The 22,848-nt window shown below is 71.7% G+C and carries 14 protein-coding genes; 8 read left to right on the forward strand and 6 right to left on the reverse strand.

Features of this window, described 5'->3' with window-relative positions:
- Window positions 1-202 precede the first annotated feature (202 nt).
- On the reverse strand, window positions 203-1,060 hold the full coding sequence (locus ACSRUE_RS35065; RefSeq protein WP_441287401.1) for an SDR family NAD(P)-dependent oxidoreductase: 858 nt from the start codon (window positions 1,058-1,060) through the stop codon (window positions 203-205).
- A gap of 424 nt (window positions 1,061-1,484) precedes the next feature.
- Here ACSRUE_RS35065 and tssI point away from each other — a divergent pair, with 424 nt between their 5' ends.
- Window positions 1,485-4,421 (forward strand): type VI secretion system tip protein TssI/VgrG, encoded by a 2,937-nt coding sequence (gene tssI, locus ACSRUE_RS35070; protein WP_441287402.1) that lies wholly within the window; start codon window positions 1,485-1,487, stop codon window positions 4,419-4,421.
- 281 nt (window positions 4,422-4,702) lie between these two features.
- Here tssI and ACSRUE_RS35075 read toward each other — a convergent pair whose 3' ends face one another.
- Window positions 4,703-5,497, reverse strand: a complete 795-nt coding sequence (locus ACSRUE_RS35075) for a TPM domain-containing protein (protein WP_441287403.1) — start codon at window positions 5,495-5,497, stop codon at window positions 4,703-4,705.
- Window positions 5,498-5,766: 269 nt separating this feature from the next.
- Between ACSRUE_RS35075 and ACSRUE_RS35080 the strand changes: the two genes are divergently transcribed.
- Genes ACSRUE_RS35080 through ACSRUE_RS35090 form a run of 3 tightly spaced genes read left to right on the forward strand, consistent with a single transcriptional unit; the run spans window position 5,767 to window position 9,015 of the window.
- Window positions 5,767-7,704, forward strand: a complete 1,938-nt coding sequence (locus ACSRUE_RS35080; protein WP_441287404.1) for a pentapeptide repeat-containing protein — start codon at window positions 5,767-5,769, stop codon at window positions 7,702-7,704.
- Window positions 7,701-8,576 (forward strand): DUF3540 domain-containing protein, encoded by an 876-nt coding sequence (locus tag ACSRUE_RS35085; RefSeq protein ID WP_441287405.1) that lies wholly within the window; start codon window positions 7,701-7,703, stop codon window positions 8,574-8,576. Before ACSRUE_RS35080 ends, ACSRUE_RS35085 begins: the two co-directional genes overlap by 4 nt.
- A 28-nt stretch (window positions 8,577-8,604) precedes the next feature.
- Window positions 8,605-9,015, forward strand: coding sequence for a PAAR-like domain-containing protein (locus tag ACSRUE_RS35090; protein ID WP_441287406.1), 411 nt, complete (start codon window positions 8,605-8,607; stop codon window positions 9,013-9,015).
- A 10-nt stretch (window positions 9,016-9,025) separates the two neighbouring features.
- Here the strand turns inward: ACSRUE_RS35090 and ACSRUE_RS35095 are convergent, their stop codons facing one another.
- The 3 genes from ACSRUE_RS35095 to ACSRUE_RS35105 all read right to left on the reverse strand — a co-directional run bounded on the left by ACSRUE_RS35095 (window position 9,026) and on the right by ACSRUE_RS35105 (window position 16,472).
- A complete protein-coding gene (locus ACSRUE_RS35095; RefSeq protein WP_441287407.1) occupies window positions 9,026-12,892 on the reverse strand; it encodes a DUF2169 domain-containing protein in 3,867 nt (1,288 codons plus the stop codon).
- A 212-nt stretch (window positions 12,893-13,104) separates the two neighbouring features.
- Window positions 13,105-15,291 carry a glycoside hydrolase family 3 N-terminal domain-containing protein gene (locus ACSRUE_RS35100; RefSeq protein WP_441287408.1) on the reverse strand — a complete coding sequence of 729 codons (2,187 nt, stop codon included), beginning with the start codon at window positions 15,289-15,291 and terminating at the stop codon, window positions 13,105-13,107.
- A gap of 179 nt (window positions 15,292-15,470) precedes the next feature.
- Window positions 15,471-16,472 carry a beta-ketoacyl-ACP synthase 3 gene (locus ACSRUE_RS35105; RefSeq protein ID WP_441287409.1) on the reverse strand — a complete coding sequence of 334 codons (1,002 nt, stop codon included), beginning with the start codon at window positions 16,470-16,472 and terminating at the stop codon, window positions 15,471-15,473.
- 112 nt (window positions 16,473-16,584) lie between these two features.
- Here ACSRUE_RS35105 and ACSRUE_RS35110 point away from each other — a divergent pair, with 112 nt between their 5' ends.
- Window positions 16,585-17,310 (forward strand): hypothetical protein, encoded by a 726-nt coding sequence (locus ACSRUE_RS35110; protein WP_437768565.1) that lies wholly within the window; start codon window positions 16,585-16,587, stop codon window positions 17,308-17,310.
- A 229-nt stretch (window positions 17,311-17,539) separates the two neighbouring features.
- Window positions 17,540-17,980 carry a hypothetical protein gene (locus tag ACSRUE_RS35115; RefSeq protein ID WP_441287410.1) on the forward strand — a complete coding sequence of 147 codons (441 nt, stop codon included), beginning with the start codon at window positions 17,540-17,542 and terminating at the stop codon, window positions 17,978-17,980.
- 124 nt (window positions 17,981-18,104) lie between these two features.
- Here the strand turns inward: ACSRUE_RS35115 and ACSRUE_RS35120 are convergent, their stop codons facing one another.
- Window positions 18,105-18,476 (reverse strand): hypothetical protein, encoded by a 372-nt coding sequence (locus ACSRUE_RS35120; RefSeq protein ID WP_441287411.1) that lies wholly within the window; start codon window positions 18,474-18,476, stop codon window positions 18,105-18,107.
- A 254-nt stretch (window positions 18,477-18,730) separates the two neighbouring features.
- On the opposite strand from ACSRUE_RS35120, the gene ACSRUE_RS35125 reads away from it, so the two are divergent.
- Together ACSRUE_RS35125 and ACSRUE_RS35130 are read left to right on the forward strand one after the other, a co-directional pair.
- A complete protein-coding gene (locus ACSRUE_RS35125) occupies window positions 18,731-20,425 on the forward strand; it encodes a hypothetical protein (protein WP_441287412.1) in 1,695 nt (564 codons plus the stop codon).
- A 182-nt stretch (window positions 20,426-20,607) separates the two neighbouring features.
- The gene (locus tag ACSRUE_RS35130; protein WP_441287413.1) at window positions 20,608-22,677 is read left to right on the forward strand and encodes a DUF1565 domain-containing protein; all 2,070 of its coding nucleotides are present in this window, start codon (window positions 20,608-20,610) and stop codon (window positions 22,675-22,677) included.
- Window positions 22,678-22,848 lie beyond the last annotated feature (171 nt).

Below are 22,848 nucleotides of genomic sequence, written 5' to 3' on the forward strand. Positions count from 1 at the left end.
ACAGGCCGGGGTAGACCGCCCCCGGACGAGCGCAGGCAGCGTCGCGCGCTATCGCGACGGCCTGCAGGCGCAGGTAGCGCCAGGTTGACTGCGCCGCTGGCGCTGCCCAGGCTCACCTGTCTCGCGTCGAGCTTGGTCACCGCCGCGAACGCCTCCGCCGCGTCGGCCTCGGTGGTGCGCGCCTCGAACGGCTGCACATCGTCTATCCCCCGGCCCCGTACAGGGCGCGCAGCGCCCGCGTGGCCTCGTCGGCGGCGACGTTCACCGGGTCGACCAGCGCCGCGTCCGCGCCGAACGTCGTGCGCAGCGGCCGCTGGCCGTGCGGCATCTCCAGCAGCCTCAGCAGCACGCCCGCGAGCTCTTCCGGAGGCGGCCCCTTCATGGTCTTGACCATCTCGAGCGTGGCGCGCGCCACGCCCCCGAGCGCCCCGTACTCGGCGGCGCGCGCCGTGTCGTCGTCCAGCCACATGTTGTCGAAGATCTTCGTCCGGACCATGCCCGGCTCCAGGATCACGACGTCGATCCCGAAGGACGCGAGCTCGTGCTTGTAGCCCTCGGCCATCATCTCCATCGCGGCCTTGGCCGCGGAGTAGAGCACCGTGGTCGGCAGGACGACGCGCCCGACGACGCTGGACGTGAAGGCGAGCACCCCGGTCTTTCGCCGGCGCATGTGCGGCAGCACGGCGCGACAGACGCGCTGCGTCCCGAAGACGTGCGTCTCGAAGAGCTGCCGCAGCCGATCGACGCTGCTGCACTCGGTCAGCCCCATCAGGCAGCTGCCCGCGTTGTTCAGGAGCACATCGATCTTCCCCGTCTTCTCCACCACCGTCGCCACCGCCGCGGCCACGGAGGCGTCGTCCGACACGTCGAGCGCGACCACCTCGATGGGGATCCCCGCGGTCGCCAGGCCGGCCACCTCGTCGCGCGCCGCCCGGTTCCTGCCATCGGGATCGCGCATGCCCGCGAAGGCCACATAGCCGTTCCTCGCGAGCGTCTCCGCCACGCTCCGGCCGATCCCCGTGCTCGCGCCCGTCACCAGCGCCACCCGCTTTGCCGTCATCGGTCCTTGCCTCCTCGGGCGCCGAGGCCTCACCCGACGCTCGTTGCCCCATCGACGGTGATACACGACCCGGAGAAAATTGAAATTCTGGACGGAGGTGTGCGGTACCATCCAGCCAGGATTCAACTTCAAACCGAAGGCGTCAGCGGTCGCCGTCGACACGCCCTACGCCACGGCGAATCCGGCGCTGAGCAGGTCCTATGGCCGGTACGACGAGCCGAGCGCGTCCGGCAGATCGAGGAGAACGCATTGAGCAAGCTCCGGATGCCGTCGCGAACGCAGGCGCGCGAGGTGCCATTGGAGGGCTGAGGGGCTTCCGCGAGCGGCACCGAGCGCGGCGACGCGGCGGTGCACCGCTGCACGAGCAGCTTGAAAGAGAGCTCGCCGCGGGCGATGGTAGCGTCTCTTCACCCGAGGGACGCTCATGAAGGACATCCTCTCTGCTCGCCTGGAATCGCGTGCTTTCTCGGCCGACGCGGTCGAGCTCCACGACCTCACCGGCCGCGAGGTCATCTCGCAGCCGTTCGAGTTCCAGCTCCACGTCGTCTGCAAGAGCCCCGAGGGGCTCGACGAGGAGGCGCTCCTCGCCGAGCCCGCCGCGCTCGTGTTCCTGAGGGGCGACCGCGAGGAGCGGCGGCTCTTCGGCGTCATCTCCGTGGTCCGGGACGCGCTCCACACGGAGACACTGCACATGGCGTACACGCTCACCTTCGTGCCGCGCGCATTCCGGCTGACGCTCACGGAGACGTCGGAGATCTTCATGGATCTCTCGGTCCCGGAGATCATCAAGAAAAAGCTCGAGCGGGCCGGTCTCCACGAGGGCGACGACTTCGAGCTCCGCCTGGTCTCGACGTACCCGCCGCGCGAGTACGTCGTGCAGTACAAGGAGACCGACCTCCAGTTCGTCTCGCGCCTGGCCGAGCACCTCGGCATCTCGTTCTTCTTCGAGCACCGCGACGGCCGCGACGTCGTGGTCTTCTCCGACACGAACAGCGGCTTTCAGCCGGTCGCCGGCGACGGACGCGCGCACTTCTACCCGCGCGGTGATCGCATCGGCGTCCACCGCCTGGAGGGCACGACGCGCACCGTCCCGAGCCGGTACGTGGTGAAGGACTACAATTACCGCACACCGCACGTGCCGCTCATGGCGGCCGCGACCGTCTCGGAGGCGTCCGGCGGCGACATCATCGAGTACGGCGCGCATTTCAAGACCCCCGACGAGGGCGAGCGAATCGCGGTCATCCGCGCGGAGGAGCTGCGCGCCGGCCGCAAGGTGTTCGAGGGGGCCAGCGACGTGCAGGCCCTCGGCGCCGGCGCGAAGCTCACGCTCGAGGGACACCCGCGCGGCGACATCGAGTTGCTGCTCGTCGAGGTGCGCCACCGGCTCCAGCAGGCGACGCTCAACGCGGGGACCGGCGAGGAGCGCGCCTACCAGAACGACTTCCGGGCGATCCCCTACGCGACCACGTACCGCCCGCCGCGCGTGACGCCGAAGCCGAAGGTGCACGGCGTCATCACCGGCGTCATCGACGCCGCGGAGAAGGGCCAGTACGCCGAGGTCGACGAGAGCGGCCGCTACCGCGTGCGCTTCCTGTTCGACACCAGCAGCGCCGAGGACGGCAAGGCATCGAGGCTGATCCGCATGGCTCAGCCGCACGCGGGCGCCGGCCACGGGTTCCACTTCCCGCTCCGCAGCGGGGTGGAGGTGATCCTCACGTTCATCGACGGCGATCCGGACCGGCCCATCATCGCCGGCGCCGTGCCGAACCCGCAGACGCCCAGCACGGTCGACGCGAAGAACGCGCGCAGGAACGTCATCCGGACCGGCGGCGGCAACGAGATCAACATCGACGACAATGAGGGGGAAGAGCGCATCAAGCTCTCGACGCCGTACGGGGGCACGTCATTTCAACTCGGCTCGCCGAACACGCCAGAGGCGGGAGCCGCCATTGCCACCAACGAGGCGTTCACGGCGCTTGGCACGGCCGGCGTCAACACGCTGACCTCCATAAACACGGTAATCACCGAGGCAGCGTCAGTCCTGGCGTCTACAAATATCACTCAGTTCGCGATCCCCGGACCGAGCATCGCAAAGGCACTCGCAGACAAGGGACAGAAGCTCTTTGATGGAATCACGGGCATCGCCAAGAGCGCGCTTGATCTACCCAAGAAATGGCATGCAGCGCAGCAGGCGCCAGTGAAGGAACAAGCTGTCGTCGCGGAGGAGTACGCCAAGAGGCAGCTAGCCTACGCCCAGCTGATGACACCTTACCCCAAAGAGAATCCACCCCTCACGAAGAATCCGGACGGCTCACAAAGGCCGATGACAAAAGAGGAATGGGAGGCACAGCTACCGGAGTACGCCGACGCTCGAAGAGCCGCAGAAGACGCCGCCAAGATAAAAAAAGCCGTGGATGATTTGACTCTTCAGCACAACGACAGCGAAGAGCTGCTCAGAAAAGTCGGCCTAGGCCTGGAGGGAACTTCGATAGCAAGCGGGCTTTACAAGGCATACAACGACGGCAAAAAAGCAAGACAAGACCTCCTTAACCACGCCGCGCAAAAGGCCGGAAAGGCAGCTGATGCTGCGAGCGTCGTCACGGCAAAGAGCATGGCGTCCGCCGCCACCGCCTTTGCCAGCGTTCCACGGATCGCCGGAACGGTCCCCGCGATGGGGCAACCCTATTTTCTAGGCGGTGGCGCCAATTCGGCCGTGCTGATCGGCGGGGCCGACGCTTTTGTCGGTGGCACCGCATGCGCTGCGCTGTCCTCCGGCGGGAACGCCATCGTGTCCGCGGGCGCGGTCGCCATGCTGAAATCAGCAGGTAAAGTCTCTGTTGCAGGCGCGGCCGCTACGCTCATCACCGGCAACAAAATCGACCTTCTCGCCCGTGACTACATATCCAAGGCAACGGGCACCTGCAAGACACACAGCGGCGGAGCCATGCGAGTCACAACAGCATCGTCGCTTACCATAAGCTCCATCGGCAGCGCTCGATTCAAGTCAAAAGCGACCCTCGACCTACAGGCCACTGGGGACACGAGCATCAAGACATCGGGCAATCTACAAGAAAATGGGGCCAATATCGACATCAGAGCCGCCGGCGACGCAAAAGTCCACGGGGGGAAGTTCGCGGAAGTAATGGGCGGCGAATGGGGAATGAGCGCAAGACCTGGCAACGTCATGGTTGGATCGAAAACCGACGGACTGCTGGTCAAAGGCGGAACGGTTTCGGTCAAGAACGCAGGATCGCAATGCACCCTCGGCGCCAGCTCAGCCAAACTGACAAAGGGCAGCACCAGTGTTGCATGCTATTCCTCAAAGGTGACGATCAGCGGCGGCAGGATCGATCTGGGCTAACGCGTGCGCACGGGAGCCGCCCGAACAGGAGCCGGTTGCGCCTCCTCCCGCCGCATATTCGTCCTCGTCATGGCCGCATTGCCAACAACAGAGATCCACGACGCGGCAGTTCACATCGGTAATCATGAAGGACGATGAACAGCTCTGGCGATCGGCTGCAAATCGTCAGGGGCTCGCCGTTCAACGTCCGCCACCGACCTCCCACCACCCGATATCTCAACGAGCTACGCCGCACAGCAGACAACACAGAAATATCTCAGCCACAACGCGCGACGGTTAGATCAATACGAACCGGTCGCTCCTCCGACCGGGGGATCATCACCGTCGCTGGAGCCGCCTCGATGCTGTGCATCGCCAGGAGTTCCGGCGCTTCGCGTCCATGCTCTATGCCGATGAGTGTTCCACCGGTCTGTTCCTTCCGTGCGGCTGTTGCCCCTAGGAAGAAATCGCCTCGGCAGAGCAACAACCAGTAGGATGGGAATACCTATAATCGCGGCAAGAAGGTACAAACCGGTCATGGAACGGCGCTTCCGCTCTTCGCTTCGCGCCTCGCGGTCGGCACGCAGCGGCTCCAGGATGGCCTCAGTGCCGGCGGCGATAGCCTCGCGAAGCCTCTTCGCCTGGAGCAGCGGCGCGATCTTGGTCTCGATGACGGCCGCGGCCACCTGGTCCGTCAAGACGACCCTGGCGATCGCATTCGTACGAATACAGACCTTACGTTCTTCCTCAGCGATCAGCAGAAGGACACCGCCATCAGCACCGGCTTTTCCGATCCGATACTGCTGAAAGGCCGCATCCGCGACACTTTCGATGGTCCTGCCTTCACCTCCAAGTGAGCGGAGGACGAGTGTCACGACCTCGGGCCCTCCACTCTGGCGTTCGCGGTTGAGCCGAAGGCTGATCTCTGCACGCTCGGCCTCCGTCAGCGTGCCCGTAGCGTCCATCACGTAGCCGTTCAGCGGCGGGATGGTGGTCGCCCTTACCGATTCGGAGACCAGAAGCACCGCAAGCGAGAGCGCCAACCATGCGAGCCATGCGACGGGACGAATACGTGCTCCACAGAGGAATCGTTTCATGTCGAGGCACTCCTGCACGCTCCAGCAGATCGTACCCCGAGTCGGGCGTAGGCCGCCACCTCATGCTCGTGAGCGGCTCCGCTCTTCCCCGAGCAGCTCGCCCTCCTGCAGCCGTGGGCCATGGCGAGGTCCGCTGATCATCGCTCTCCTCCCCTCCCCCGCTCCCGCGCCCCTGCACGGCCCCTCCGAGACGACTCCGACGAACCCGTGCCAGGCTGCACGCTACCTCGGTGACACCCCCCGCGCGATGGCCTAGCCTCGCCCGGACCATGCCCGCGGAGCGCCACCACGGATCGGCCCCGACGCCTGCCGAGCTCTTGCAGAAGAGCCAGCGCGGCGAGCTCGCCGGCAGCCGCATCTCGGGCGCCATCGCCCCCGGCATCGATCTCCGCGGCGCCGATCTCTCGAAGGCCCTCTGGCAGGACGTCGATCTGCGCGGCGCCACCCTCGCCGGCGCCACGCTCTCCGGCGTCATCTTCCGCAACGTGAACCTCGAGGGCGCCGACCTCACCGACGCCGACCTCACCGGCGCCCTCCTCGGCGGCCCTCCCGGCGAGGCCTGCCGCCTCGCAGGCGCCGATCTGCGCGACGCTGTCCTCACCGGCGCTTCCCTTCACCAGGTCGACCTCACCGGCGCCAAGCTCTCCGGCGCCCTGCTCGAGCGAGCCGATCTCCGCGCCACGCGCCTCCACAAGGCCGAGCTCCTCGACGCGGTCCTCTCCGGCGCGCGCCTCCAGCGCTGCGACGCCCAGGGCGCCCGCCTCGACCGCGCCGCCGCCGACGGCGCTGACCTCTCCTCCGCCGACCTCACCGGCGCCTCGCTCCGCGACGTCGATCTCCGCGCCGCCACGACGACTGGCCTCCTCCTCGGCGGCGCCGATCTCCTGCGCGCCGCCGCCGCCGGACTCGACTTCTCCGCCTCGGGCCCCCCGGCGTCCCTCGCGGGCGCCGAGCTCCACGCCTCCCGGCTCACCGCGATCGATCTCCGCCGCACCGCCCTCGAGGGCGCGCGCCTCGTCCAGTGCGACCTCGCCCGGGCCGACCTCTCCGGCGCGAGCTGCGACGGGCTCGTCCTCGACGGCTCCTCGCTCCGGGGCGCCCAGCTCCAGCGCTGGCGGGCCCGCGGCGCCTCGCTCGCCGGGGCGGACCTCACCGGCGCCTCCCTCGACGGCGCCGATCTCCGCAACGCCAACCTCGCCGGCGCCACCCTCGACGGGGCCTCCCTCGCCGGCGCGAAGCTCGAGGGCTGCTCGCTCGAGGGCGTCCGCCTCGAGGGCGTCGACCTGCGCGGCCTCGACCTCGCCGGCGTGTCCCTCGGCAAGGCGGCTCTCCGCGGCCTCTCGTGGGCCGGCGTGAACCTCTCCGGCGCCGATCTCGCCGAGGCCGACCTGCGCGGCGCCGACCTCGCGGGCGCCGACCTCTCGGACGCGGACCTCTCCGGCGCCTGCCTCGCCGGCGCGAAGCTCGGCGGCGCCACCTTCCGCGGGGCGCAGCTCGCCGACGTCGACCTCACCGAGGCCGATCTCTCCGACGCAGATCTCTCGGAAGCCGCCCTGTCCACCGCCGCCGTCGCCGGGGCCGACCTCCGCCGGACACGGCTCTTCGCGGCCGACCTCTCCGGCGCCGATCTCCGGACCATGCAGCTCGCCGGCGCGGTGATCGAGCAATCGCTCCTCTGCGACGCGAACGGCGAGGGCGCCGATCTCCGCGGCTGCGTCCTGACGAATGCCACGCTGTCGGGCGCGAACCTCCGCGGCGCCAACCTCACCTCGGTGGAGGCCCCTCAGCTCAACCTCGAAGGCGCCGATCTGAAGGGCGCGAAGCTCGCGGGCCTGCGCGCCCCCGCCGCGAACCTCAGGAGGGCGATCCTCGACGGCGCCGATCTCTCCCGCGCCGACCTCTCCGACGCCGCGCTCAACGACGCCGTGCTGCGCCGCGCCCACCTGCGCGAGGCCAGCCTCGGCGCGGCGAGGCTCCCGGGCGCGGACCTGCGCGACGCGGTGATGGCGAACGCCGATCTCTCGCTGGCCGACCTCTCGCACGCACGCCTCGAGCGCGCTCACCTCGCGAACGCCAACCTCGAGGGCGCCGACCTGCACCGGGCCAGGCTCGATGACGCCGAGCTGCTCGGGGCGCGCACCCGCAACATGAAGAACACCGACCCTGACCGCGCGCGCGCGGAAGACTTCCGGACGGAGACCCGATGAACGCGAACGACGCTGTCGCCCTGGAACACGAGCCCTCCCCGGGCGGCGTTCTCGAGGCCACCCTCGTCGACCAGGAAGACGCCGCGCGCGCCGTCGTGCGCCTCGTCCGGCCCGGCGCCCCCGGCGTCGAGGGCGCCACGGCGCGCGCGCGGCTCGCCGTGCCCGGCTACCAGGCCACCCCCGGCGACCGGGTGCTCGTCTCAAAACACGCAACCACATCGGATTTTTACATCGTCGGCATCCTCCTCGCCGCCCGAGGGCCCGTGATCCACACGGCCGAGGGGGCCACGGCGTCGGCCGAGGGGAGCACGATCGCGATCCGGGACGCGTCGGGCGCTGTCGCCGTCACGTACGACGCCGCGACGGGCGCGGCGCGCGTCGCGGCCCCCGCGGGCGACCTGACGCTCGCGGCGCCGCGGGGGAAGGTCGTCGTGGAGGCGGCCACGGACGTGGAGCTCCGCGCGCGGCGCGATGTCCGGCACCGGGCGGGGCGGCGCGTGGCGAGCGAGGTCGGCGAGGGCGGCGAGCCGGGGCTCGTGGTGGAGCGGGCGGCCGTGCGCGTGTCCGCGGCGGCGGTCGACGTCACCTCGGAGAGGGCGTCGCTCCACGCGACCGAGGCGACCGTGCTCGCCGAGCGGATCGCCACGACCGCCGCGCAGATCGCCGCCACCGCCGGTCGGATGGAGATCCAGGCCGAGCGGCTGATCGAGCGGGCCAGGGACGCTTACCGCGACGTCGACGGGCTGCTCCAGACCCGGGCGAGGCGCGCGCGCTCGCTCATCCGCGAGGCGTATCAGCTCGTCAGCGAGCGGACATCGATGGTCTCGAAGAAGGAGACCTCGATCGACGGCGAGCGCGTGCTGCTCGGATGAGCCAGCGTGGAAGTGGAGGGATCCCGAGATGAAGATGCCCGCAGCGACGAAGGCCGGCGGCATGTGCTTCGCCATGCCGGACGTGTGCAAGGTGCCAGCCCCGCCGGCGCCCCCCGTGCCGACGCCGTTCCCGAACATCGGGACGCTGAACGGCTGCGAGTCGACCGTCTCCAAGGTGCTCGTCCAGAAGAAGGAGACCGTGACCGAGGCATCGAAGATGCCGAGCAGCAAGGGCGATGAGGCCGGCACGCTCGGCGGGATGGTCTCGAACGTGAACCGAGGGCAGGTGACCTTCAAGCGCGCGAGCTCGAAGGTCTACGCCAAGGGGAAGAAGATCGTCTATCACACCGCGATGTCGGCCCATAACGGGTCGAACGCGAACATGCCCGCCGGCGCCCACGTCGCGCCTTCACAGATGAAGGTGTTCGTGGCGGTGTGATCTGTTCCGCTCATCGCTCCTCCAGCTTGGTCCCTGCCGTGAACGCCTCCGCGAGGTGGAACTCGGCCGTGCGCGCCTTCCAGGTCTCCGCCTGATACAGGTTGGCGCCGCGCAGGTCGGCCCCCTCGAGATCGGCGCTGTCGAAGGCGGCGCGCATCAGGTTCGCGTGGCGCAGGCGCGCGCCGCGGAGCCGCGCCTTGCGGAAGCGGGCGTCGACAAGGACGGCGCCCTCGAAGGTGGCCCGGTCGAGCGTCGCCCGGGTGAAGCTCGCCTCCGGGAGCGCCGCGCCCGCGAAGACGCCCTCGGTGAGGTCGGCGCCCTCCCACACGGAGCCCGGGCCCCGCGCGCGACGGAACGACCCGTTCCGGAGGACCACGTCGTCGGCGCGGAGGTCGGCGAGCGAGGCCCCGTCCAGGGTGACGCGCGATCCTGTAGCACCGTAAATTTTCACATCATCGAGCGTCGCGTCGCGGAAGCTCGCCTCGTCGAGGGCGGCCTGCATCATCTCGGCGCCGGTGAGGTCCGCGCGATCGAAGCAGGCCCTCGTGAGCGTGGCCCCCGCGAAGCTGGCGCCGGGCGCCCGGGCCCCCTCGAAGACGGCGTCCTCGCAGCGCGCCGCCCCCGCGGCCGCGAGCTCCAGGACGGCGCCGGCGAAGCGCGCGGCCTTGACGCTCGCGCCGGTGAGGTCGGCCCGGGTGAGGTCGGCTCCCTCGAAGCGCGCGCCCTCGGCGTCGGCCTCCGCGAGCACGGCCTCGACGAGCCGCGCGCCGTCCAGGCGGGCGCCCCGGAGGTTCGCCCGCTTCAGGATGGCGCCGCCCAGGTCGGCCCCGGCGAGGTCGGCGCCGGACAGGTCGATGCCGGTCAGGTCCATGCCGGCGAGCGGCTCGCCGAGGCGAAGGAGCTCGAGGAGGGCGTCGCGGCCGGCGGTCGGCGGCGCCGCCACGGGATCGCCGGGAGCCGCCTCTCCTCGCGGGGCCACGTCGCCTTCCGCCTGCGCCGGCGCCGCGGCAGCCTCCGCCGCCGCGCCGCTCCCGGCCGCCGTGCGCCGCCGCGCGCGCGCCTGGGCGAGCGCCTCGGCGATGCGCGCCTCGAGGGCCGATTCACCCTCCTCGGCCGCGGTGTCGTTCGCCGCCCCCTCCTCGCCTGCCGCCGGCGCCTCGGCCGCCTCACGCGCCGCGAGCTCCGCGAAGAAGCGCGCCCGCGCGTCGCGCCTCGCCGCCGGCTCGCGCTTCGCCCCGCCCTGCGCCATCGGCTCGCTCAGGACGAACAGCGACGCGATCTCGGAAGCGTCCTCGTCGGCCACGTCGAGCAGGCCCCGCCAGACCAGCACGAGCCGGAGCGCGTCGGCGTCGAACCACACGGTGTCGAGCCGCATCGGGACCTCGGAGAACCCGCCGCCGGCCTTCTCCGTCGCCTGCTTGAACGCGCGGACCCGCAGCTCGGGCAGCCGCCCGCGGACGACCTCGCCGTCCGGGCGCACCGACCAGAGCTCGAACGGCTCGTCCCCCCGGGGATAGGCGATCTGCTGCTCCGCGGGCGCGGCGTTGAAGAAGGTCCAGTCGAAGTCGTCGGGAAAGAACGGCCAGCGCGTCTTCCTCCAGCGCTCGCCGTAGGACCCGATCTTCTCGAGGCGATCGCTCCACGTCGCCGCGATCGGCGCGAAGCACGCCGGAGAGGGCCTGTCGCCCGCCGAGCGGATCACCCGATCCGGCAGCTCGAGCGACGGGAGCGCGCCGCCTGCCCGCGCGCCGTACCCGGTCCCGACGGGGTTCGGGCCGAACCCGGCGCCTCCGAAGGCGCTCTCGAAGCGGAGCGGGATGCGGTCCCACGGCCCGGGCGCGGTGGGCGCGCCGAGCGCGTCCCAGCGGCGCGGGCCGACGGCCGCGACGGAGCGGTCGAGCGCGTCGCCGAGGCGCAGCCGGACGAGCGCCGCGGCGTCGCCGTCGCTGGCGCGGTGCGCGTGCCCGACCAGCAGGACGTCGGCTCTCGGCTTGAAGATCGCGAAATCGGACGGGTAGCGGAGGCTCTTCGCGGGGTCGTCGTCGACGTGGACGTCGCCGCCGGGGAGCTCCTGATCGGCCGCGATCGCCGCCGGCGCCCCGGGCACGAGGTCGAAGGTGCCCTTGACCACGACGGTGAGCGAGTCCCTCGGCGGCCGGGCCTGCCAGGGGATGGTGAAGGCGGCGAACGGGGTGAGGTTCAGGATCGGGACGTGCTCGGTGGTCCTCGCGGGCGGCGGCAGGTCGGGCGAGCCGGCGAGATCTTCGCTGGTCGGCTTCGACGGCTCCGGCTCGGGCAGCGGCAACGTGGCCGTGGGCAGCGGCGCGCCGGCGTGCGCCGCGATGTGCGCGGCCATGGCGGGGAAGGCCTGCCGGAGGGCCTCCAGCGAGACCTCGGCGGGGGCCCGCGCGGGCTCGGCCTGCTCCGCGGGCCGCGGCGGCGCGATCGGGAACGGCGCGTCCTCCTGGCGCGCGCCGCGCAGCACGTCCTGGAGATTGAACTCGCGCGTGTCCGCGAGCACCGGCGGCTGCCCGGACACCGGCGGCGCCGGCGCGCCCGCGCCTCCGGCCGCCTCCCCGGCGCCGGGACCCGCCTGCGAGGCCTCCGCGGCAACGGCGCCGGGCGGCGCCGGGTCGAACGCGCGGAGGGCCTCGGCGAAGGCAGCGGGGTCGAGGGGGCGCGTCTGCGTCAGATCGAGCGACGGGCGCGCCGCCTCCGCGCCCGCGCTGCGCGCGGCCCACTCCTCGGCGCTCATGCCGCGGACGACCGACGGATCCGGCTCGGGAATCGGGAGCGGCGGCCGCGCGCCCGCAGGCGGCCTCACGCCCTCCGGCAGCGGCGCTGTCGTCGCGCCGACCGGCGGCGCGGCCGCGGCGGCGGGCTCCGGCGCAGGCCACGCCGCGCGCTCGTCGAGGGGCGCCAGCGTCACCAGGATCCTGCCGCGCTCGACGGCCTCCAGGGCACGCTCGGCGACGGCCAGGGACGCGCGCCACGTCAGGGTGCACCGGAGCGCGTCGGCGTCGATCCAGAGCGTGTCGCAGCGCACGGTGAGCTCGACGCCGGCGGGGTCGGCGAGCCGCGGCGCGCGGAGGAGCACGCGCGCCGTCACGCCGGGCAGACGAGAGCGCACCTGGGCGGCCGTGGGGTGGAGGCCTTCGAGCAGGATCCATTCGTCCCCGCGCAGGTAGCGTATCTGCTGGTCGCGCAGGGCCGCGTTGAAGTAGCCCCAGTCCATGGCGATCGGGAGCTCCGGGACAGGCAGCAGGAGCTTCGCCGGATCCCACGCGCCGAGCGCGCGCCGCCGCTGCGGCCACGCGCTCGAGATGGGCCCGAGGCCGTCGGGGGCGTCGGGCGCAGCGGGGTTGACGATGCTCGGCAGCCGGAGGTCGGCGGGATCGGCCCCCCTTCCGACAGGGTTCTCGGGGCAGCGCGCGCCGCCGAAGGCGAGCTCGTAGCGCACGGGCAGCCTGGAGAACGGGGCCGGCGCCGTCGCCTGGCCGGTCGCGGGATCGCGCTGCCGCTCGCCCACGACCTGGAGCCGCTTGTCGACCGCGGGCGCCTGCCCGTGCGCGTGGAAGACGGCGAGGCGCACCCACCGGTGGCTCACGCGCTGGCCGGGCGGGGCGTACGCGCTGCCGGTGAGCAGGACGTCGGCGCGGGGTTTGTGGGGCACGGTATCCGAGGCGACATAGAGGCTCCGGCCCGCGTTCTGCTCGTGGAAGACGTCGTCGAAGAGCGGCAGCGGCGCGGCCAGCGCGGCGACGCCGTCGGGCGAGAGCTGGAAGGTCGCCTTCACGGCGACGGTCACACAGGGTCCGTTCGCCGTTCGCCAGAGCAACGCCGACGCGGCCAGGGGGGACAGGGAGATGAGCTGCATGAACGGCCCGGCACACTAGCCGAGAGCGCCGCCGGATGCGCCCCCCTCGGCGACGCGGGCTGCTCCGCGCTTCGACCTGCGTGGGGTGAGGAGCCGTGTTCTTCAGAAGATAGGATGAGAGACGAACCTGGGCGACCCGGCGCGAGATCCCTGGAGCTCCTCGCGCGCTGGCGGTCCTCGTCTCCCGTGTCTCCCGTGTCTCTGCCGTCGCGTCACGCCACGGCGAAGCCGGCGCTGAGCAGGTCCTGCGGCCGGGACGACGAGCCGATGTGGACACGGAAATCCCCCGGCTCCACCGCGCGGCGCCCCTCCGCGTCGACCAGGGACAGCTCCGCCACGGGCAGGTCGAAGCGCACCTTGCGCGCCTCCCCCGCGCCCAGGCTCACGCGGCGGAAGGCCTTCAGCTCCTTCTGCGCCCACGTCGACGACGTCACCAGATCTTCGATGTACAGCTGGATGATCTCGACGCCATCGCGCCCGCCGGCGTTGGTGATCGTCACCTCGAACGACGCCGTGCCGCCTCGCTCCGCGCTCGGCGTCAGGACCTTCAGATCGCCGTAGGTGAAGCGCGTGTAGCTCAGGCCGAAGCCGAAGGCGAACGCCGGCTCCTGCGTCAGGTCGGCGTAGCGACTCCCGTGCTGGCCGCGGGCCTGGTTGTAGAATATCGGCTGCTGGCCCACGTGGTAAGGGAACGAGATCGTCAGCTTGCCAGAGGGGTTGATCGTCCCGAACACCGCCTCGGCCACGGCCCGCCCGCCCATCATCCCCGGGTTGAACGCCTCGAGGATCGCCGCCGCGCCGAGCGCCGAGCGCGGGAGGACCAGCGGCTTGCTGTTGACGAGGACAACGACCGTGGGAACGCCGGTCCTGGCGATCGCGTCCGAGAGGGCCCTCTGTCCGCCCATGAGCTCGAGGGTCGCCGTGCTCTTCGTCTCGCCGATGAGCTCGATCCTGTCCCCCAGGACCAGCACCACCGCGTCTGCGCCCCGGGCCAGCTCGACCGCCGCAGGAATGCCCGACTCGTCCTCGCTGAGAACCGAGCAGCCCGCGGCATAGACCACCTCGCACCCCGGGGGCGCGAGCTCCCGTATCCCATCCACGATCGTGACGATGCTCGAGCGGGGGTGCTGCGGCCCGTTGCCGCCGCTCATCTGGCCCGAGCCGAGCGACCAGTCGCCCAGCTGGGCGATCGTGTCGTCCGCGCTCGGGCCGATCACCGCGATCCGCCGCAAGGGCCTCGACGCCGCCGCCTCCGCGAGCGGCAGGAGGCCGTCGTTCTTGAGCAGCACGAGAGACGCCCGCGCGACCTCCAGGTTCAGGTCCCGGTGGGCCGCGCATCCGATGATCTCCTGGATGCGCTGCTCGCTGCTGTACCCGGGGTCCTCGAAGAGCCCCAGGGAGAACTTGAGCGAGAGGACGCGCCGCACGACCGCGTCGATCTCGGCCTCGGCGAGGAGCCCGCGGCGCACCGCCTCCTGGGCGCCCTCGTAGAACTGCGGTGTCGCCATCATCAGATCGTTGCCGCTCCGGACCGCCACCGTGGCCGCCTCGGCCATGTCCTTGCAGACCTTCTGATCGAGCACGAGATTGCCCACGTTGTTCCAGTCGGTCACGAGGATCCCCTCGAACCCCCACTCCTCCTTGAGGACCTCCGTCAGGAGCCAGCGGTTGGCGGTGGCCGGGACCCCGTCCATGGACTGATATCCAGTCATGAAGGCCATGCAGCCGCTCCTCGCGGCCCGCTCGAAGGGCGGCAGGAAATACGAGCGCAGGTAGCGCCGCGAGATGTTCGCCTCCGACGCGTCGCGGCCGCCCAGCGTCTCCGAGTACCCCGCGTAGTGCTTGGCGGTCGCCAGCACCGCGTCCGGATCGTCCAGGCCCTTGCCCTGATAGCCCTTGATCATCGCGCAGGCGAGCTCGCCGATCAGATAGGGATCCTCGCCGAAGGTCTCCCCGACCCTGCCCCAGCGGAGATCGCGTGTGAGGCACAGAACGGGAGAGAACGTCCACTTGAGTCCCGTGGCCCGCATCTCGGCGGCGGTCACCCGCGCGACCTGCTCCAGGAGCCCCGTATCCCAGCTGCAGGCCATGGCGAGCTGCGTGGGGAAGATCGTGGCGCCCGCCCAGAAGGAATGGCCATGGATCCCGTCGTCGGCCATCAGCACCGGAATGCCAAGGCGGGTGTCCAGCGCGCGCCGGATCGCCGTGTCAGCGTCCTTCCCGTTGCAGTGCAGGAGGCTGCCGACCTTCATCCGCCCGATCGCGTCCTCCAGATCTCCCTGGGCGTCGAGCTGCATGAGCTGCCCCACCTTCTCGTCCAGGGTCATCCGACTCAAGAGGTCTTCCACCCGCTTTCCCACGGGCTGCTTGGCATCTTTGTAGAGAGGAGCGTCGTTCATGGGTTCTCCTGCACGATGGGGAGCGCACGGCGACAAGTCCACCGTCGCGCTCGTCGCCTTCGTCGCGAGCGCGGCGGCGGGGGAGTTCGCCCACCGCCACCGAGCGCAGCGCGCGGGCTCCCTCGAGGGCCGTGTGCCCGCCGGGCCGCCCGCCGCCAGAGACCCCGGCCCTCGTCGCCTCAGACGCGGAGCACGGCGCTGCCCCACGTGAGGCCGCCGCCGAGCGCGCACAGCAGCACGTGATTTCCGGGCAGGATCCGGCCATCGCGGAGCGCCGCGTCGAGCGCCATGACGACCGAGCCCGCGCAGGTCCCGGCCGCGCTGGCGGCGCCGTCGACCGCGCCGAGGACGCGCTCGGGCGAGCACCCGAGGCGCTCGGCGAGGAGGGCGACGAGGTGCGGGTCGGCGTGGTGCGGGATCACCCAGTCGACGTCCGCGGGCGCAAGCCCGGCGGCCTCGACGGTCGAGAGGGCGTGGGCCCCGAGGTGCTCCTCCGCAGCCTGCCGCAGCTCGGGCTGCTTCACGCGCAGGTAGTGCCGCCGGTCGGCGAGCCGCTCCACGGTGAGCGGCTCCGCGGAACCTCCGCCGGGCACCTGGAGCACATCGGCCCTCTTCCCGTCGGCGCGCAAGCCGACGCTCAGGATCCCCCGACCGTCGCCGGTCGCCGGCCCGACCACCACCGCGCCGGCGCCGTCGCCGAACAGCTGGGCCGAGGCCCTGTCCCGCGGATCCAGGCGGCGGGAGAGCAGGTCGGCGCCGATGACGAGCACGTGCTTCATGGTCCCCGCCGTCACGAACTGGTTCGCCACCGACAGCCCGTAGAGGAAGCCCGTCAGCGACGCGGAGAGGTCGAACGACGGGATGTGCTCGGCGCCGAGCTTCTGCTGCACGTGCACCGCGGTCGCCGGCATCGGCGCGTCGCCGCTCGAGGTGGCGAGGATGATCATCTCGAGCTCGCGCGGCCCGACCCCGGCCGCCTCGAGGGCCGCCTTCGCCGCCCGCGCCGCCAGGTCGCTCGTCCGCTCGCCGGGCGCGACGCGGCGCCGCTCGTCGCCAGGGTCGCCCGCCGCGCCGTCCGCCGGCGGCGCGCCCGCCTGCGCCTCGCTCGTCGGGACGGCGAGCGGCAGGGAGCGGCCTGTGCCGAGGATGCGCGCGCGTGGATTTCTGGCATCGAACGTCATCGCGGCCGCAGCCTACATCAAGGGCTGCTCGTTGGGACGGGCGATCGTGCCCTGCCGCTCGGTCCACGGAATGCTTGAGTCGCGGGCGCGCTCCGGTACATAAAGCGCCTCGATGGCTACGAGCTCCGAAGACAGAGACCGCCCCGACACGGACGAAGCGCCTCCCGGCGAAACCGACGCGCAGGACACCCGCAGCGACGAGGACGGCGATGGCCGCGCCGACGCCGCGGCGCCGGCCAGAGCCTCGCGTCCTGCAAAGCAGGCTGGCGCAGCGCGGCGCCCGGCCGGCAAGAAGCCCGGCGCGCGGCCTCGCGCCGCCGCCCAACCGCAGGGCGGCTCGCTCGGCAAGAGCATGATCCTGTTCCTCATCATCATCGGCGGCCTCGCCGCGGCCTTCGCCTATTTCGGGCGTGAGCCTGCGGCCGGCACGTCCGGCCCCAAGTGGAAACCCGGGGACAAGTCCCAGGTCGAGGTCACCCTCGTGTCCACCGACATCAAGGATCTCGCCTGCTGGTCGGCCGAGGAGATCAGCGGCCGGCACTGCGCGTTCGAGTCGCCCACCAAGGGTTGGTCCAAGGGCGATGCGGACGACAAAAAGCTGCTCCGTCCTTACACGACCACGGACCGCGTCCAGTTCCTCGCCGCCGGCCTCTGGAGCGAGCCCGCGCTCACCTCAGGCAAGCTGCCGTCCGCACGGTTCGCGGTGAAGTGCACCTACACCGTCGAAGGCAGGATGAAGCGGCCCGGCATCCGTTGGTCCAGCGAGGGCGCATGGCTCGACAGGACCGATGACTGGTACACGGGGCTCCTGTCGGACTGCAAGCTCATCACCCCCTGATGTCGCAGGCGCCGCTGCGTTCATCGTCGTGACGCGCGTGAAGCGGCGTACGACGCAGTGCATACAGCCGGCGCTGCGCCGTGTGCCATGCCCCCCTCGTGTGGCCGCGCCCCTCCGTGGTAGTGTGATTTTCGGCTTGGAGGTGCTCATGCCCTGTCATCGGGTGATCGCGTTGCTGTTGTGGGCCGCATTGTTCGCCGTCGCTGGATGTGAAGCTGACCCGGGCACCGTGAACGTTCTGCCGATCTATGTCACCGCATCGAGCTCCTCCAGCGGGGGCACGGGCGGAGAAGGCGGAGCGACCTCCACCGTCGCGACGACGAGCACGGGGGGCGAGGGCGGCATGGGCGGCGAGGGCGGCACCATGTGCACGTGCGAGCCCGGGCTCTCGTGCTGTGGATCGGAGTGCGTCGACCTGGCCGGCGATCCGCGCAATTGCGGGTCGTGCGGCACGACCTGCACCGAGACTCAGGTCTGCATCCAGGGCGAGTGCGCGGATGCGTGCGCCCCCGGCTTCGGCTGCGAAGAAGGCCTCTGCTGCGGCGTGCGATGCTGCGACGCCGGCGAGATCTGCTGCGACTACGGCGACAGCGCCGGCGCGCCCGACCTTCACTGTCAGGCGACGGTGAACGGCACCTGCCCCCTCGCCTGCAGCGGCTGCGAGAACTGACGGACGTCGATAGCGGCGCGCGGCGCACCAGGCAGCGCCGCTCGCCGGCGCATTGCGCGCGCCGCGCCTCGTGCTCACGACCGGCAGCGCGTCGCGCGCAGCGCGCCGCGCACGCCACGTCGGCTCACGCCTTCTCGAAGATCTTGCCCGGGTACTTTCGCTCGAAGTGCCCGACCACGCCCCGGCCGATCGCCTCGATCGTGAGCCCTGCGATGCCCATCTTGATGGCCGGCCCGATCAGGGGGACGAAGCCGACCGCCCGGGTGGCCAGGAATTTCAGGCCTTGCCCGAGGATCGCGAAGCTACCGCCGGCGGCGGTCGTCACCACGGATCCCATGTTCTCGCCGTAGATCTCGCCGACCATCGCCATCATGTGCGTCTCGATCGCGACGAGCCCGGCGGAGGTCGAGATCGGGAGCGGAAGCGCGGCGAACGCCGCCCCGCCGATCGCGTAGCGGTGAACCCAGCGGAGAGCTTCATCCCTGCACATCGTCATGTCCCGAGGTTGCCGCAAGTCGCGCCGTCCGTCCATCGAGCACCTCGCTGACGGCGCCGATGCGTCGGTGGCCCGGCCACGCCCGGGTCTTCTGTGCGCTGCCTTCCCGTGCCGCGGGAACCGCGCGTGCATGGCCCTCGCTCGGCTCGACCTCCGCGATCGCGCCGGAGGGCGGCGCCCGAGGCAAAGCGACCCCGCGAGGGGATGTTGGACCGTCGGAACCCGTGGCGATCCGGGCTCCAGGGAGGTTGCCCATGACAGCTCGACGCCCGCTCTTCAGCCTGCCCCTGCTCTGCGCCTGCGCCGCCTTCGCGGCGTGCGGCGCGGAGCCACGCCCCGCCTCGCCCGGAGCGGAGCCGCCGACCGGCCCTGCGCCTGCGGAGGCGCCCGACGCCGAGCGCGTCCCTCTGTTCGAGGACATCGGCGCTCTCCATCACCCCGTGACGACGTCATCGCAGCTCGCGCAACGCTATTTCGATCAGGGGTTGCGGCTCGTCTACGCGTTCAACCACGACGAGGCGCGGAAGGCATTCCGGGAGGCCGCCCGCCTCGATCCGGGCCTCGCCATGGCCCGCTGGGGCATCGCGCTCACGCTCGGCCCCAACATCAACCAGCCGGCCGACGCGGCGCGGGAGCGGGCCGCCCTCGAGGCCGTGGAGGAGGCGCGCGCGCTCGCCGCGTCCGCCAGCGAGCGCGAGCGCGCGTACATCGACGCGCTCGCGGAGCGCCACGCTTCAACGCCGGGCCGCGACCGCGCGGACCTCGACCGCGCCTACGCGAGCGCGATGCGCGAGCTCGCCCGTCGCTTCCCCGACGACCTCGACGCGGGTGTCCTCTTCGCCGAGGCGCTCATGGATCTGCGCCCGTGGGATCTCTGGACGAAGGACGGCCGGCCACAGCCCGGGACCGAGGAGATCGTCTCCACGCTGGAGGGCGTCCTCCGGCGAGATCCCGAGCACCTCGGCGCGAATCACTACTATATCCACGCGGTCGAAGCGTCGCGCGCGCCGGAGCGGGCGTTGCCGAGCGCCGAGCGGCTCGGCGGTCTGGCCCCTGGCGCTGGGCACCTCGTTCACATGCCGTCGCACATCTTCGTGCGCGTCGGTCGCTATGCGGACGCCTCTGACGCGAACGAGCAGGCGGTGCTGGCCGATCGCCGGTACATCCGCGAGCGGCGGCCGGAGGGCATCTATCCGATGATGTACTTCCCGCACAACCTCCATTTCCTCTCGGTCTCGGCGAGCATGGAGGGGCGCAGCGCCGTCGCCGTGCGCGCCGCGCGAGAGCTGGCCGCGGCGGTGCCCGACCACAACGTCCGACACATGCCGATGCTCGAGATGTTCCGCCCTGCGCTGCTGTTCGCGCTCGTCCGGTTCGGACGGTGGGACGACGTCCTCGCGGAGCCGGCGCCGCCGCCCGGGCTGCGGTACACGGCGGGGATATGGCGCTATGCGCGCGGCCGCGCGCTCGCCGCGACGGGGCGCCATGACGATGCCGCGCGCGAGGCGGCGGTGCTCCGGGCGATGGCGTCCGAGAGCCGGGAGGACGCGACGATCGGCAGGAACCGCGCGAAGGACCTGCTCGAGATCGCCTCCCTCGTGCTCGAGGGCCAGATCGCGTCGGAGCGCGGCGACACCGGCGCCGCTGCTCGCATGCTCGAGGACGCCGCGCGCATCGAGGACGAGCTGCGCTATTTCGAGCCGCCGGACTGGCCCGAGCCGGTCCGCCACACGCTCGGCGCGGTGCTCCTCACGGCGGGCCGCGCGCGCGACGCGGAGGCGACGTACCGGGAGGACCTGCGCCAGAACCCGCAGAATGGCTGGTCGCTGTGCGGGCTCGAGCGCAGCCTCCGCGCACAGGGCAGGGAAGAGGAAGCGGACGCCGCACACGCGCGCTTCAAGCGCGCCTGGGCGCGAGCCGACGTGCGGCTGTCCGGGTCACGCCCGTGAATGTCCGGTCTCGAGCGGCTGGAGACGGCGAGAGAGGCGCGCATTGCCGGCGTGCGCATCGGACCATCTGCTAGGTTGGTGGGGTGTTGCGCGCAAAGCTTGGACACTCGGCGCCCTGGTGTCTTTTTTCTCTCGCTTCCAGCCTGTGCGCGGTCTCGCTCTTCGGCTGCGAGAGCACCGACATGCCGCCGTATACCCACCTCCCCGGGGAAGGCGGCGGCGACCCGGGGTGTGCGCCGGGGCAGATCAGCGGCGCCAGCGGATGTATGCAGGTGGGCATTCGGGGCTGCGCCGATGCCTTCATCGACGAGGACGGCTTCTGCCGCCCCGCGCTCGCGAAGTGCTCGCCCGGGACGATCCCGAAGCACGACGAGGGCTGCATCGACGTCGGGATCCCCGGCTGTGCGGCGGAGTTCGTGGAGGGCGGCGCCTGCCATCCCACCATGGCCAGGTGCCCGGAGGGGACATTCGCGGTCCCGCAGAAGGGCTGTGTTTCCATCGACGGCCCGGACGGCTGCGGCTCGGCGCCGTGGGGCGAGATCGTCGAGACGCCCGGCGATCTCCACGTCGATCCTGGCTACGACGGCGGAGACGGCGACGGGTCGCGGGAGAGGCCGTTCACGACGCTGGCGGAGGCGCTGGGGGGCGTTCAGGCGGACGGGCGCGTCGTCCTGGCCGAGGGCGAGTACGACGAGCCGATCGAGATCGCGAAGCCCATCGAGATCGTCGGGCGGTGCGCCTCGCGGGTGGTGCTCCGGGGCGAGAAGAGCGATCCCGACGGCAACGTCAGCGCGGTCTGGATCCACGACGTCGACCGCGCTGGCGTGCGCGGCGTGACCCTGCTCAGCCCGTCGATCGGGGTGCTGATCCAGTCAGCGGCGGTCTCGGTGCGCGACATCCGGGTGACGGGCGAGAGCGGCAATGGTCTCGTGGTCGCGCTCCCTGGCGCGAGCCTCGATTTGTCGCGCAGCCTCGTCCAGTCGTCGTGGGCGGACGATGGAACGGGCGAGGGCTGGACCAGCGTGCTCGTCGTCTCCGGGGCCGAGGCGCGGCTCACCGAGAACGCGCTGATCGGCGGCACGGTCAGCCTGCGCATCAGCTCCGAGGCGGCCGAGGTGGTCGCGGAGGGCAACCTGCTGGAGGCCACGGCGCTGCCGTCGGCGACGGGCGACGGCGTCGGCGTGCTCCTCGAGGACGGCACGCTCCGGCTCGACGCGAACGCGCTCGTCCACCATCACCTGGGCGCGCTGGTGACAGGCGCCGGCGCGGAGCTCGTGGCGGCGCGCAACCTCATCGCCGCCCCGGCGGACGCGGCGCCCGAAGCCGGCGGCCTCGCCGTGGAGCAGGGGGCGCGCGCGTCGCTCGCCTCCAGCGTCCTGTCGGGGGCGTGCGACGCGCTGCTCGCCGTCGCGGACGCCGGCACGGAGGTCGAGGCATCCGGCAACCTCTTCGATGGCGCGGCCGCCCCGGAGAGCGGTCGCCTCGGCGTCGCCGTCGAGCAGCGCGGCGGAGCGCTCTCGCTCTCGTCGAGCCTCGTGCGCCAGGCCGGCGACGCTGGCCTGTTCGTCGGGGGCGGGACGCTCTCGGCGAGCGGCGTGGTCATCGAGGGCACGCGCGCGAACCCGCTGCACCGGGACAGCGCCGCCGGCGTGCTCGTGCAGGGTGGCCGCGCCGCGCTTGCGTCGACGTATGTCCTGGAGCCCCACGTCGCGGGCGTGTCCGCGTCCCGGGGCGCGACCCTCGAGATCGCGGACAGCCTCATCGAGCGCTCGCTGCCGGAGGAGCGCGACGGCACGGGAGGCGTCGGCCTGCTGAGCGCCGGGGCGGCGCAGGTCCTCGTGCAGAGGTCGGCCGTGCTGGAGAGCCGCGTGGCGGGCCTGCTGCTGGCGTCGCCGAGCACGGTGGAGGACACGGTCATCCTCGGGGTCGAGGGCGGCACGTTCTCGGCCCTGGGCTCCGGTGGGCAGACGGAATCGGTGCCGGACCTGGGCGACGGCCTCGTGGTCCTGGGCTCGACGGCGCAGGTGAGCTCGGTGCAGGTGCAGCGCTGCGCGCGCGCCGGTTTGCTGTTCAGCGACAGCCACGGCGCGCTCGCGAGCTCGGAGTCCACCGGCAACCGGTTTGGCCTCGTCGTGCAGGGCGCGCAGGCGCCGTCGGTGTCGGAGGACAACAGCTTCGAGGGCAACCAGGAGAGCGATCAGCTCGCCGAAGGCGCGCTCCCCGTCCCGAGCAGCGCCACGCCCGCCCCGTGACGATCGCTCGCCGAACGGCGCGGCCCCGCCCGGCTCGGAAACAGCGCTGAGCTCATGGCATTGCTCCACGAGCACGATCACCTTCACGTGATGCACGGCCATACGCGCCGAGCGCACGACGCGCCGGTGCGCTCAGGCGCGCCGCCTCGCATCTTCTGCGCTCAGGCGCTC

The organism is Sorangium sp. KYC3313 (assembly GCF_052075895.1).
Classification (GTDB): Bacteria; Myxococcota_A; Polyangia; order Polyangiales; family Polyangiaceae; genus Sorangium; species Sorangium cellulosum_B.